Below are 12789 nucleotides of genomic sequence, written 5' to 3' on the forward strand. Positions count from 1 at the left end.
GTGTGCCCGATTCCGGACTTGAGCCGATCCGCCAACCCACATCCGGACCACTTTGACGAGCGTTCGATCGGTTGTGGGATGCTATGTCACAGCGTGACGCCCGACACAGCGGGCACGAGATGGGGAGCGAGAGGACACTATGACGACGCCGACACCGCACCACAGCGGAAAGAACGGACCGCTCAGCGCAATCCGGGTGATCGAATTCGCCGGGATCGGACCGGGCCCGCACGCGGCCATGATGCTGGCCGACCTGGGCGCCGACGTGATCCGGGTCCAGCGCCCCGGCTCGCTGCCCCAGGAGGGACGCAACGCGGACGCGCTGCTGCGCGGGCGCCGCGTGGTGGAGGCAAACCTCAAGGACCCGGCAGATCGGGAGACCATCCTCGGCCTGGTCGCCAAGGCTGACGTCATCATCGAGGGTTTTCGCCCGGGGGTCATGGAACGCCTCGGCTTTGGTCCCGCCGACCTCGAAGCCGTCAATTCGGGTCTCGTCTACGGCCGCATGACCGGCTGGGGGCAGGACGGTCCGCGGGCCAATCTCGCCGGACATGACATCAACTACATCTCTCTCACCGGGATGCTGCACGCGATCGGCCGCAAGGGCGAACGGCCCGTTCCGCCGTTGAACCTCGCCGGCGACTTCGGCGGCGGATCGATGTTCCTCGTCATGGGTGTGCTCGCGGCCCTCCTCGAACGCCAGACGTCGGGCCGCGGACAGGTGGTCGACGCCGCCATGGTCGACGGCGCTTCCGTTCTGGGCCAGATGATGTGGGCCTTCCGCGGCACCGGCTTGTGGAGCGACGTGCGCGGCGTCAACCTGCTCGACACCGGCGCACCGTACTACGAGGTGTACGAGACCTCCGACGGCAAGTACATGGCCGTGGGCGCGATCGAACCGCAGTTCTATGCGGAGTTGCTCAAGGGTCTCGGCCTCGACGGCGCCGACCTGCCCGACCAGAACGACATCGCCAACTGGGGCAAGCTCAAGGACGTCTTCACCGAGACCTTCAAGTCGCGCACGCGCGACGAGTGGGCCAAGATCTTCGACGGCACCGATGCCTGCACGTCCCCTGTGCTCACCTTCGCCGAGGCGCCCGAGGACGCGCACATGGCGGCGCGGTCGAATCTCGTGGAGATCGACGGCGTGGTGCAGGCGCAGGTCGCCCCGCGCTTCTCCCGTACCCAGCCGGAGACCCCGCAGGGGCCCACCCGCACCGCGACCGACCCGTCGACCCTCTGGGCGGACTGAGCACTCCGTCGGCTCGGCCCACCCGAGGCATCCCCGCCGGCTGGGTGCGAGGAGAGTGGTCGCAGTCGCGAGGACTGGGGAGATTCAGTCGACGGTCAGTATGATCCTGGGCTGCCTTGAATGCCGCTGCCGCCGCGATCATTTGGTGTGAACTCGGGTCGTGCGCAAGCCCGGAAGCAACCGCCAAGAGTAGGGAGCGGGTGGGACTCTTCGGATCAGCGGCCCATCGTCGGCCTTGCCGACGATCGTGGAGGCGGGAAGAGCGAGCCCGTCCGGAACGGTCCGCGTGAGAGGTCTCCGAGGGCATCTTTCCCTCGGAGGCACGTCACGGCGACCGTTTCGGACATGATGTCGATCGGCCGTCTATCTGGCTCGGCATAGGCACCATCGGCCTGCAGGTCCATCCCCAAGAAAGTAGGGGAAGAAACTCTTCCCCTACCCTTGGAGTCCTCCCCGCGAATTTTCCGGGGGACGACTCCAAACTTCGCGGAAGAAACTTCCTCCCCTAGTTTTGGTGGGTCGGCCGCGGGGACGGCGGCGGTCCACTCAGACCTTGGAGTGCCCCATGTCGATCTGGAACTCGGCACCGGTGATCGCCTTGGCGCCGTCGGAGGCGAGGTAGAGCACGGCGTCGGAGATCTCGTCGGTGGAGGCCACCGGGTGATAGTCCAGCATCGACGGGAAATACCGCTCCGCCCAAGGGGTCTCGAACGCCTTGAGCGCTTCGGTGTCGGCCACTCCCATCGGGGTGTCGACGGCATACGGGTGGATCGAGTTGACGCGGATGCGGTAGCGGCCGAGTTCTTTGGCGGCGGTCTGGGCGAGTCCGCGGACGCCGTACTTGGATGCCGCGTACGACGCCTGCAGCGGCATCGCCTTGAGGCCGGCAACCGAACTGATGACGGTGATCGACCCCCCATTGCGCGCCTCGATCATGCCCGGGATGGTCGCCTTCAGGGTCTTCCACGTGCCGACGAGATTGACGTCGACGACGTCGGTGAACTGCTCCTCGGTCAGTTCCCACACCGCACCCCAGGTGAGGATACCGGCGTTGGCGACGACGTGATCGATCCGCCCGAACTGCTCCAAGGCGTCGGCCACCAGTTGCTGCTGGAAGGCCAGGTCGCGTGTATCGCCTTGTCGGGCAAGGATCTTGCCGCCGACGCCTTCGACCAGACTGACGGTCTCGGCCAACTCGTCGGCCGACGCGGCCGGGTAGGTGGCGTGGTCGATCACCGGCCCGGCGATGTCGAGACCGACGATCGCCGCGCCTTCACGTGCAAAACGAATCGCGTGATTACGGCCCTGACCGCGCGCCAGGCCGGTGATGTAGACGACCTTGCCGTCGAACTGTCCCATGCCAGAACTGTAACACGTTCTAGTTCTGGCGGAAGGCCGGTTTCCCTCAGGCGTGACCGAACGAACGGGTGAAGTCGTCGGGGATGATCAGGTCGTCGCGCGACAACTCGTGAACGCTCTTGTGGCCCAAGCCCATCACCACTCCGTCGAGGCCCATGCGGAGCAGGTCGAGGACGTTCTCGACGCCGGCCTGGCCGTTCGCGGCGAGCCCCCACAGGTAGGCGCGGCCGACCATCACCGCACGCGCACCGAGGGCGAGTGCCTTCGCGACGTCGCTGCCGCGTCGGATGCCGCCGTCGAGCAGCACCTCGATGTCGTTGCCCACCGCGTCGGCGATGTCGGGCAGCAGACGGATCGTCGCCGGGGTGCCGTCGAGGTTGTTGCCGCCGTGATTGGACACCGAGAGCGCCGTCGCGCCGATGTCGACCGCCCGCTTGGCATCGTCGAGACGCGTGATGCCCTTGACCATGAACGGGCCGTCGCCCCACTGTTCACGCAGCCATGCCAGGTCTTCCCACGTCGGCGGAGGAGTACCCATCCATTCGCCGTACGCGCCGAAGAACGTCGGACCGGGCACGCCCTGCGGCGTCAGGTTGGGTGCGGTGAGATCCGGGATGGTCACCTTGCCACCCTTGACCCAGTCGAGCGCATAGCGCGGCTTCACCGCGATCTCCGGCGCCAGACGCAGCAGTGCCTTGAAGTCGACCTTCTCGGGGATCTCCGGGCTGCCCCAGTCACGTCCGATGTTGAACACCCAGTCGGTGGTGACGATGATGCCCTTGGCGCCCGCGGCCCGTGCGCGCTCCACACGAGCTGCCATGTCCTCGCGCGAGCCGAGCCAGTAGAGCTGGAAGAGGATCTTGTCGTTGACCGCGGTCACCTCCTCGATGGGGTGCGACGCGAAGCTCGACAGCCCCATCGCGGTACCGCGCGCTGCGGCGGCCCGCGCAACCGCGACCTCCCCGTCCGGATCGACGGCCTGCACACCCGTCGGTGAGATCATCACCGGGAACGAGAGTTCCTGTCCCAGTACCGAAGTGGACAGATCACGATCCGGCTGCGCGCCGACCACATGCGGGGCCCATTGCAGTTCGCCAAAAGCGTTGACGTTGTCGCCCAACGTCACACCGGCCTGTGTGCCGGCGATCAGCGACGCGTACACCGACTTCGGCAGCCGCTTCTTGGCCCGACGCTGGGCCTCGGTGACGGTCTCGAACCAGGGATTTCTTGCCCAGGGGTTGGCAGCCATAACTCAGGTTCCTACTCAATCTTCATCTCGGCGGCCGCGTTAGGGCGGCCGGTGACGCTGGTGTGGGATTGCGCCAGCTCGCTCTTACATTCCGGCGGGCGAGAACCCGGCCAGCGGGTTCTCGTCGCAGCTCTTGGACGGCGGTGCGCCGATCGGCAGCAGCACCCCGTCGGACTTGCGGGTCATCAACGTCAGCGGAGTGCCGCGCGAATGATCCTTGTTGGCAGTGGGTTTGGTGCGGTCACCGGCCAGCAGCTGCTCGCCGTAGCCCTGCACGCACTCCGGGTCGGGCCCGGCGAGCGGGAGTCCGGTGAAGAACTTGGCCGCCATGCAACCGCCCCGGCAGGCGTCGAAGTGCGCGCACTTGGTGCAGGCACCGGCGTTCTGCGGTTCGCGCAGTTCGGTGAACAGGTCCGAGCGCTGCCAGATCTCCTGGAAGCCGCCGTCGCTGAGGATGTTTCCGGCGAGGAAGTTCTCGTGGATCGCGAACGGGCAGGCGTACACGTCGCCGACCGGATCGATCAGACACACGACGCGACCGGCTCCGCACAGGTTGAGTCCGGGCAGGCCGCTCCCACCTCCGGTCGAGAAGGCCGAGAGATGGAAGAACGAGTCGCCGGTGAGGACCCGATCACCATGCGCGACAAGCCAGTTGTACAGTTCGCGCTGCTGCTGCGGCAGTGGGTGCAGGTCGTCCCAGACGTCGGCGCCGCGACCCGACGGCCGCAGACGCGTGATGCGCAGCGTCGCGTTGTAGCGGTCGGCGAGCGCCTTGAACTCGTCGAGCTGCGCGACGTTCTGCCGCGTCATGACGACGCTGATCTTCGCATCCTTGAACCCTGCCTCGTGCAGGTTCTCCAGCGCGCGGACGGCCATGTCGAAGGAACCGGGGCCGCGCACCGCGTCGTTGACCTCGGCGGTCGCGCCGTCGAGCGAGATCTGCACGTCGACGTAGTCGGAGGCGGCCAGCCGTGCGGCCACCTTCTTGTCGATGCGCAGCCCGTTGGTGGAGAACTTGACACCGACCTGATGGCTGGTCGCGTAGTCGACGAGCTCCCAGAAGTCCGGTCGCACAGTCGGTTCGCCACCGCCGATGTTCACGTAGAACACCTGCATCCGCTGCAACTCGTCGATGATCGCCTTGCACTGCTCGGTGGACAGCTCGCGCGGATCGCGCTTGCCCGACGACGACAGGCAGTGCACGCACGCCAGGTTGCAGGCGTAGGTCAACTCCCACGTCAGACAGATCGGCGCGTCGAGTCCGCGTTCGAACTGGTCGACGAGGCGTCCCACCTTGGGCGGTGCGGACTGTTCGGGGGCCACGAGTGCGGTTGTGGCGGGCGGCATCTCGAGCGTGGTCATCGCGGCGAGTCCTCCTGGTACTGGGCTGTCGGGGTGGGCTGTGGGTGTTGCGAGTCGGTCAGACGGTGCGGCGGATGATCATCCCGGACTCCGCGAGCGCCCCGAGCGCCTGCAGGTACAGAGGACGCTGCGCCGGGGTGATCCCGGCGGCGAGCATCGCCGCCTCGGCACTGTCGACGTCACGCAGGGACTGCACGATGTCGACGACCGTGAGGTTCTTCAGGAACGAGAGCTTGCGCGTACCGAAGTGGTACAGCAGCGCCCCGAAGGGTTCCGGCCGCAGCGCGACTTTGGGATTGAGTTCCCACGCGTCGAGAGTGTCGAATACTGGAGTGTCTGGGGCATCCGCGCCCCCGGCGACCGCGCTGCGATCGCCGGGAGCGGGATTCGATGTCGGGGCTGACATCAGTAGACCCCGCACATCCCGTCGATCGACACTTCTTCGACGAGGGATTCGCCCACGAGTTCGGTCTCGGCATCTGCGGGCACCGAGAACTCCTGCGCGGACTTGGCTGACTGATCGGCCATGATCCAGACCTCCTGATAATCGAGTAGTGATGTGGATCACCGCATACTATAATGGCACTCGGTGCAAGAAACCAGCCCAGACCGGAAACTACCCAGACGGACAGGTGCTCGATGACCCGATCCGACAGCCCCGCCACCGTCGGACGCAGGACGCCCGCCGGTCGCCGACCGCTGACGTCGCGTGCGCAGATCAGTGCGATTGCCATCGACCTGTTCGCCGAACGGGGCTTCGACGAGACCAGCGTCGACGACATCGCCGAGGCGGCCGGCATCGCCCGCCGCACCCTGTTTCGCTACTACCCGTCGAAGAACGCCGTCCCCTGGGGCGACTTCGACGCCCACCTCGACGAGATGCGCGCCCTGCTCGCGCACATCCCCACCGAACTGCCCATTGCCGACGCGCTGCTGGAGGCGCTGGTGTCCTTCAACCGGGTCCCGCCGGCCGAGCAGGACAGCCATCGGCGACGCATGGGGCTATTGCTCGGCGTCCCGGCGCTGCAAGCGCATTCGATGCTGATGTACGCGGATTGGCGCCAGGTCATCGCCGAGTTCTGCGGTGCGCGGCTCGGTGTTTCCGAGCACGACCATCTCCCGCAGACCATCGGCTGGCTGTGTCTGGGCGCAGCACTCGCCGCCTACGAGCAGTGGCTCGCCGATCCCGCCTCCGACCTGGAGAGACTGATCGCCGAGGGCGGACGTACCCTGGCCCAGGGAGTCGCGGCCCTGTCGTGACCCGACGGGATGGACTAGACTAGAATTAGAACCTGTTCTAGTTTCTTCTCATGATCGCGGAGAAATGGTGAGATGACCGAACTGACAACCCACGGCTCACGCAGCGTGATCCTGACCGTCGCCGACGTCATCGACGAAACGGACGACGCCAAATCCATCGTGTTCGACCTCCCGGATTCGGCGTCGGAGCAATTCACCTCGTACAAGCCGGGACAGTTCCTCACGCTGCGCATCCCGAGCGACCAGACGGGTTCGGTCGCTCGGTGCTACTCGCTAGCGTCCGCACCGTCGACCGACAAGCTGCCGAAGGTCACCGTCAAACGCACCGTCGACGGATACGGCTCGAACTGGGTCTGCGACAACCTCACTGCCGGCTCGCAGATGGAGGTACTGCCCCCGTCGGGCGTGTTCACCCCGAAGACCTTCGACGAGCCGCTGCTGCTGATCGCCGCCGGAAGCGGTGTGACGCCGGTGATGTCGATCCTCAAGACGGCGCTCGCCACCAGCGACTCGCCAGTTGTGTTCTTCTACGCCAACCGCACCGCCGACGACGTCATCTTCGCCGCCGAATTGCGCTCGCTCGCCGAAGCGCACGCCGATCGTCTGACCCTGATCCACTGGCTGGAAACGCTGCAGGGCCTGCCCTCCGCACGCGCCCTGGCAACGCTGTTCGGTCCGTTCGCCGACAAGCATGTCGCCTACATCTGCGGCCCGGGACCGTTCATGGATGCCGTGCACAAGGGGCTGGCCGACGCGGCTTTCCCGCACCACAACGTGCACACCGAGGTCTACAACTCGCTGTCGGGAGATCCGTTTGCCGACGTCGTCCTCGACGAGGTGTCCGAGGACGAGCAAGCCGAGGCGGCCACCGTCGACGTCGATCTCGACGGCGAGACCCACACGCTGAGCTGGCCCCGCAAACGCACGCTCATCGACATCATGCTGGCCGCAGGCCTCGACGCCCCCTACTCGTGCCAAGAGGGCGAGTGTGGCTCGTGTGCGTGCACCCTCACGGAGGGTACGGTCGAGATGGACAATCCGGGAGCGCTGGATCCGGAGGACATCGAGGACGGTTACATCCTGGGCTGCCAGGCACGCCCCACCTCTGATTCACTCAAGATCGAATTCTGAACCAGCACAGCAACTCCGGGCCGAATACGACCAGGACGGCAAACACAATGTCAGTGCTCGCACGCATCGGAAAGTACACGCCCGAACAATTGGCCCGCGCCTTGGCCGGCATGCTGATGACCATCGGGGTCCTGCATTTCGTCGCGCCCAAACCCTTCGACGAGATCGTCCCCGAGGAGATCCCGGCCGACCCCCGGACACTCACCTACGCATCGGGCGTTGCCGAGGTCGCCATCGGTGTCGGCCTGCTGGCGCCGCAGACGCGCAAGGCCTCGGGCTGGTTGGCGGCCGCACTCTTTCTCGCGGTCTACCCGGCGAACATCAACATGGTGCGCCTCTGGTGGGACAAGCCGTTGCCGTACAAGGTGATTGCCATCGCCCGACTCCCCTTCCAGATCCCGATGATCGTCGCCGCGCTCAAGGTCGCACGCTCCTGACAGATCAGCGCAACGACCGGTAGTACGTGCGCCGCTCCGGCGGCAGGTGCTCGATCGCGTAACTCAGTGCGGTCCGGCCCATCTGCGCCGCATGATCCTCCAGGTAACCGCTGAGGGTGGCGGGGTCGACGCGTTTGCCGACCTCGCGCAGCATCCATCCGAAGGCCTTCTGCACCAGATCGCGGCGGTCGTCGATCACCAGTGGCGCGACCGCCAGCGTCGCGGTGGCGTCGCCGTGTTTGATGAACGCGAAGGTGCCGATGATCCCGACGCGCCGCCGCCACAGATCCTGCTGCGCTGCGAGTTCGACGAGGGGTTTCCGGTCGTCGCGGGCATGCAGATATTCACCCAGAATGGGGTCCGCCGACGAGTCGACGAGGTCCCAGTTGTTCACGCGACCGCGGTCGACGGCCGCGAGGTACAGTTCGATCCACCGTTCGCGTGCGGCGTCGTCGGCGGCACGGTCGAACTCGGCGCGCAGGCAGAACAGCGCGATCAGGCGGTGCTCATGCACCGGCGACGCCAGCAGCTCGACGATGGCGTCGGCACCGATCCCCCTGAACTGCTTCGCGATTCGACGCTGCAGCGGGACCGTGAGGCCGATGAACTCGTCCCCCTCGCCGTATCCGCCCGGCTTTGCCTGGAAGAATCGCGCCGAGTTCACGGCACGCTCTGGATCGGCCTGCGCGGCGGCCGCGGCCATCACCGCTGCCGCAGTCGCCACCGGCCGGTCATTCATCCGGCCGCTCAGATCACCTCGGAGATGGGTGTGCGGGTCTGCAGTTTCGGACGCGTCTTCATGACCGCACCGACCTTGCCCGCACCGATCACGGCGGTGAGGTACCCATCGCGGCTGTAGTAGGCGAGGAACTTCTTGCCGTCGTCGGACGCGATGTGCAGATCGTCGTCGGCGCGCGGGCTGCCGAGAACCTGGATCTTCAGGTCGAACTGATCGCTCCAGAAGTACGGCACCGACGCGGTGACGGCATCACCGCCGACGATCTGGTGGGCGACGATCGATGCCTGCTCGACGGTGTGATTCCAATGTTCCACCCGCTTCGGCTTACCGCTGTCGTCGAGCCAGTTGGCCACGTCGCCGATCGCGAACACGTCGGCTGCGCTCGTGTGTCCGGTTGTATCACAGGCAATTCCGCCGCCATCCTCCCGTGCCGCCAGGGCAATGCCCGACCCATCGAGGTAGTCGGTGACCGGCGTCGACCCGATTCCCACGACGACGATGTCTGCTGCGAGTTCGGTGCCGTCGGAGAGCTTCACTGCGCGCACCTTCCCCGCGTCGGCGATGAGCTCGGAGACAGCCACCCCCGCGTGGACGTCGATGCCGTTGTCGTTGTGCAGTCGTGCGACCAGCGCGCCGATCTGCGTGCCGAGCGCTGCGGCGAGCGGCGTCTGCGCCGGTTCGACGAGGCTGACCGACAGGCCGCGGGTGAGCAGACTCGCCGCAACCTCACACCCGATGAAGCCGGCGCCGATCACCACAGCGGTTTGGGCCGCATCGATTTCACCGCGCAGGGCCACCGCGTCGTCGTAGGTGCGCAGCAGGTGCACTCCGGCCAGATCGGGGTCGGCACCGGGAAAAGCGCGGGGCGCCAGCCCGGTCGCGAGGACAAGCGTGTCGTACCGCAGAGTTTCGCTGTGCGCCGGATCGTCGGGCCGTTCGATGGTCACGGTCTTGTCGTCGGGCGCGATGGCGGTGACGCGCTCACCGAGTCGCAGCTCGATGCCGTGCTCGCCGTAGAAGTCCCCCGGCTTCAGGTCGACGCGGTCGTCCTTGCCCAGCAGGACGGATTTGGACAGCGGGGGGCGGTCGTAGGGTGGGTGCGCCTCGGCGCCGATGAGCGTGATCGATTCCACGTACCCGTTTGTGCGGAGGTTCTCCGCAAGACGGATCGCGCCGAGTCCGGCTCCCACCACGACCACGCCGGCCGATGATTCACTCAACAATCTCTCCTCAGCGGGTGATGTCCCATGTGTGTGATGTCGTTCACATGGTGATGTCACCGACCGGTTGAAGGTCGGCGAGCAGCCAATTCCCGTCGACTCTACGCATAGTCGCCCACCTTGCGGAAGGGGTTGTCCCGCTCCGTTGATCGGCGCCTTGCGCAGGTGCGTCGGCGCGGTGCAGCTGCTGATCGACGAACACCAGGACCCGCGCGGTGTCCCCAGGGGAACCATGGAGTCCGACGCCGACCACGCGCGCCGACACGGCAACTCCGGCCTCGATAGCACCGGCCGCGATGACCCCGTATCCGCGCGCGCGAAAATCCAGCGCGATCGGATCGGTCAGCAGCGACGCAGTGTGCCGAGTCTGATCCGCAGTGGTGCCGGGGCCGAAATTCAGGAGCGCGGTGACGGCCGATTCGGTGGAGCGCAAGACGTCGGCACGTTCGGTGTCGGACACTCCCCGATCGGCGCGCAGAACACCGATCCACCCGGCCAGCGCCACACCGAGTGCGAGCACCACGACGATCGCTGCGCACGCCGCCCGCCTGCGCTGTTGACGAGTCAGTCGGCGCGAACCCACCAGAGAACCGTGCTTCATCTACAGGGCCCTCGCGTCGGCGACCCGCCACCCGTCGGCGGTCCGGATCATGGTGAGTGCCACGGTGATCCGCTGAGCGGTCACATCGCGGGACGGCGATGGCGCCCCGCCCCCGAGCAATGCCGGATTGGTCGCGTCGGCGACAGTGAGGACGTCTGCTCGCGCGCCGTCGGCCGGATCGTCGGGTGGGTCGCTGACGAGTCCGCTCGAAATCACCTGTCCCACACTCGGACCGGACTGCTTGCCGACCTCCGCTGCGATGGCGTCGCGCAGTCCTTCGAGCCTCTCGCGCCGCGCCCCGGCGCTCACGTCGAGCACCTTGTCGACATACGCCTGCGGATCGGCCGGATCTGCCGACAGCATGGCGACCACCGCCGCGTCGGCAGCACCGATGACCGCCGCCCGCTCGTCGTCCAGGGCGTCGGCGGACCGCACCTGCACTCCGAGGATCACCGACGCAACCATTAGCCCGACGACGACCACGACCGCGCCCGCCATCGTCATCCAGAACCAACGCGAACGACGACGCGCGCGGTCGAGGAGCGCCGGCGCAGCCTCAATGCGGGCGGTACGCGCCCCACGGGTCGCCTCCTGCACGCGCTGGATCCCGCGCTCGACGCGGACGGATGCAGCATCAGAACTCTTGTCGCTGTTGCTCATCCGACGATGTCCGCCCGGTCCAGGAGCCAGTGGTCTGCGTGTTTCACGAAGTGGGTGAGCACGGTCTGCCGGGTCGGCGCCGGGTCTGGTGCCGCCTGGGTGCGGGTCGTGACCTCAACTCGGATCAGCACCTCACCGTCCCCTTCTCCGACGCGCACCAGACCGACCGTCTCCGGGCGCCACACCACAGAGACCACGGGCTCTGTCGGCGCCCGATTCAGCTGTGCACCATAACTTTCGGTGAACTCGGGCCCCACCAGGCCACGCGCACGATCTCGGTCGGACTGCCACGTGCGCGTGTCCACCGAGAACACGTCGGCAACGATGCGTCCGGCCTGTGCTCGCAACTCGTCCCGGTTGGCCTCGACGGTGTCGTCGGCGTGGTGAGTGCGCGCGAGCACGCCGACGACGACGCCGAGCGCAACCAGCACGGCCACTGCGATCACGGTCAACAACGCGGCACGTCCGCGGGACACAACTTTCATGGCAGGTACTGCACCGCCGCGAGTTTCAGCTCACCGTCCGCAGGTGTCACCAGCACCCGGAGCCGAAACCGGCGGACCGCTTCCGCTCGCGGATCCGGTTTCGCGGATGCACGGTCGAAGGTGACCGTGGCCGCAACGAGGACCGATGCCGTGTCGTCGGCGCGGCCGGCCACTCCCGTGCCGTCGACCGACGAATGTGTCACCGTCCCGTGGGCCCGCACGAATGCGGTGTAGGCGTCGGCGGATTGGGCGAACTCGTCGTAGAACGCCCCGGTCGCCCCGGACAGAATCCGCCACACCTGCTGCGGGTCCCGATGGTTCGGCGACAGCAACACGGACACTCGTTCGGCGGCGGCGCTCTCGAAGTCCGCGTCGGTGTAGTGATCGGATGTCCGGACCCATGCCGTCACCATTACTGCGGCCAGGGCAACCGCGACCACAACGCCGCCGACGACCGCGACCCACCAGACCCGGGACACCGGCGACCGCGTGCCCGCCGCGATCTCCGCAGCGTGCAGCTCGTCGACGGCCTCGGCCAACTCGCGACGAGCTGAGCGGTCCGCCGACAGGAGTTCGGAGGACTGCGACGGCATCGGGCCCCTCCTGCCTCGTAGGTCCACCCCCACGTGTCGGTCGTCACACTCCACACTAGTGGTGCACGTTGTCGCACACCGACGCGACCCGACCCGGCCCTGTGTCATCTGCAGCGATGTCGGTGCTTGCCGTGGGTATTTCGGTAGCGCGGCAACGGTTTCGCCGTGGCGTCGCGGTTCACACTATGGAGTTCTCAAAGGTCGTGCGCGGAGCGAACTCCGCTGTTCGGGATGGTCACCGGCGGATCTCGACACGGCGCCTCGCCCCTGGGGCTCGGTACCGGCTCGATCAGCGGCAGGGGCGCGAGATATCACGTGGTCGGGTTCAGGCGGCGTTGTCCAGGCACATGGTGCGTCGGTTGTAGGCCGGTAGTGGTCTCCTTCCCGGATCGACGGAGGCCGGCGGGATCAGCCAGGGGTGGCGGTCAGCCCCGAGGACGA

Annotated in this window: 15 protein-coding genes; 4 read left to right on the top strand and 11 right to left on the bottom strand. The window is 66.9% G+C overall.

What is annotated here, in order from left to right:
• Nucleotides 1-139: 139 nt before the first annotated feature.
• On the top strand, nucleotides 140-1252 hold the full coding sequence (locus tag ABZW74_RS12560) for a CaiB/BaiF CoA-transferase family protein (protein WP_355276569.1): 1113 nt from the start codon (nucleotides 140-142) through the stop codon (nucleotides 1250-1252).
• Between the two features lie 546 nt (nucleotides 1253-1798).
• Here ABZW74_RS12560 and ABZW74_RS12565 read toward each other — a convergent pair.
• The 5 genes from ABZW74_RS12565 to mftA form a co-directional block, all read right to left on the bottom strand.
• Entirely contained in the window at nucleotides 1799-2611 is an 813-nt protein-coding gene (locus ABZW74_RS12565) for a mycofactocin-coupled SDR family oxidoreductase (RefSeq protein ID WP_240860837.1), read from the bottom strand.
• A gap of 46 nt (nucleotides 2612-2657) precedes the next feature.
• Nucleotides 2658-3860, bottom strand: a complete 1203-nt coding sequence (gene mftD, locus ABZW74_RS12570; protein WP_240860836.1) for a pre-mycofactocin synthase MftD — start codon at nucleotides 3858-3860, stop codon at nucleotides 2658-2660.
• 84 nt (nucleotides 3861-3944) lie between these two features.
• Nucleotides 3945-5222, bottom strand: a complete 1278-nt coding sequence (mftC, locus tag ABZW74_RS12575; protein ID WP_240860835.1) for a mycofactocin radical SAM maturase — start codon at nucleotides 5220-5222, stop codon at nucleotides 3945-3947.
• 58 nt (nucleotides 5223-5280) lie between these two features.
• Nucleotides 5281-5628: a mycofactocin biosynthesis chaperone MftB gene (mftB, locus tag ABZW74_RS12580; RefSeq protein WP_355276572.1), complete on the bottom strand. Its 348-nt coding sequence runs from the start codon at nucleotides 5626-5628 to the stop codon at nucleotides 5281-5283.
• Nucleotides 5628-5750, bottom strand: a complete 123-nt coding sequence (mftA, locus tag ABZW74_RS12585; RefSeq protein ID WP_240860832.1) for a mycofactocin precursor MftA — start codon at nucleotides 5748-5750, stop codon at nucleotides 5628-5630. Before mftA ends, mftB begins: the two co-directional genes overlap by 1 nt.
• Before the next feature lie 111 nt (nucleotides 5751-5861).
• On the opposite strand from mftA, the gene mftR reads away from it, so the two are divergent.
• From mftR to ABZW74_RS12600, 3 genes are all read left to right on the top strand, one after another.
• Nucleotides 5862-6482 carry a mycofactocin system transcriptional regulator gene (gene mftR, locus ABZW74_RS12590; RefSeq protein WP_355276575.1) on the top strand — a complete coding sequence of 207 codons (621 nt, stop codon included), beginning with the start codon at nucleotides 5862-5864 and terminating at the stop codon, nucleotides 6480-6482.
• Nucleotides 6483-6554: 72 nt separating this feature from the next.
• The gene (locus tag ABZW74_RS12595) at nucleotides 6555-7613 is read left to right on the top strand and encodes a ferredoxin--NADP reductase (protein WP_355276577.1); all 1059 of its coding nucleotides are present in this window, start codon (nucleotides 6555-6557) and stop codon (nucleotides 7611-7613) included.
• A gap of 47 nt (nucleotides 7614-7660) precedes the next feature.
• Nucleotides 7661-8050, top strand: coding sequence for a MauE/DoxX family redox-associated membrane protein (locus ABZW74_RS12600; RefSeq protein WP_355276579.1), 390 nt, complete (start codon nucleotides 7661-7663; stop codon nucleotides 8048-8050).
• A 4-nt stretch (nucleotides 8051-8054) separates the two neighbouring features.
• On the opposite strand, the gene ABZW74_RS12605 is transcribed toward ABZW74_RS12600, so the two are convergent.
• From ABZW74_RS12605 to ABZW74_RS12630, 6 genes are read right to left on the bottom strand one after another with little or no spacing between them, the layout of a single operon-like run.
• Complete coding sequence (locus ABZW74_RS12605; RefSeq protein WP_355276580.1) at nucleotides 8055-8789, bottom strand: DNA alkylation repair protein; 735 nt, start codon at nucleotides 8787-8789, stop codon at nucleotides 8055-8057.
• Nucleotides 8790-8797: 8 nt separating this feature from the next.
• Complete coding sequence (locus ABZW74_RS12610; protein WP_355276581.1) at nucleotides 8798-10009, bottom strand: FAD-dependent oxidoreductase; 1212 nt, start codon at nucleotides 10007-10009, stop codon at nucleotides 8798-8800.
• Nucleotides 10010-10052: 43 nt separating this feature from the next.
• The gene (locus ABZW74_RS12615; RefSeq protein ID WP_355276582.1) at nucleotides 10053-10610 is read right to left on the bottom strand and encodes a hypothetical protein; all 558 of its coding nucleotides are present in this window, start codon (nucleotides 10608-10610) and stop codon (nucleotides 10053-10055) included.
• A complete protein-coding gene (locus tag ABZW74_RS12620; protein WP_240860818.1) occupies nucleotides 10611-11270 on the bottom strand; it encodes a hypothetical protein in 660 nt (219 codons plus the stop codon).
• A complete protein-coding gene (locus ABZW74_RS12625; RefSeq protein WP_355276584.1) occupies nucleotides 11267-11755 on the bottom strand; it encodes a hypothetical protein in 489 nt (162 codons plus the stop codon). The genes ABZW74_RS12620 and ABZW74_RS12625 overlap by 4 nt, the downstream gene beginning before the upstream one ends.
• Nucleotides 11752-12348: a hypothetical protein gene (locus ABZW74_RS12630; RefSeq protein WP_355276586.1), complete on the bottom strand. Its 597-nt coding sequence runs from the start codon at nucleotides 12346-12348 to the stop codon at nucleotides 11752-11754. Before ABZW74_RS12630 ends, ABZW74_RS12625 begins: the two co-directional genes overlap by 4 nt.
• Between the last annotated feature and the right edge of the window lie 441 nt (nucleotides 12349-12789).

The organism is Gordonia sp. NPDC003585 (assembly GCF_040610755.1).
Classification (GTDB): Bacteria; Actinomycetota; Actinomycetes; order Mycobacteriales; family Mycobacteriaceae; genus Gordonia.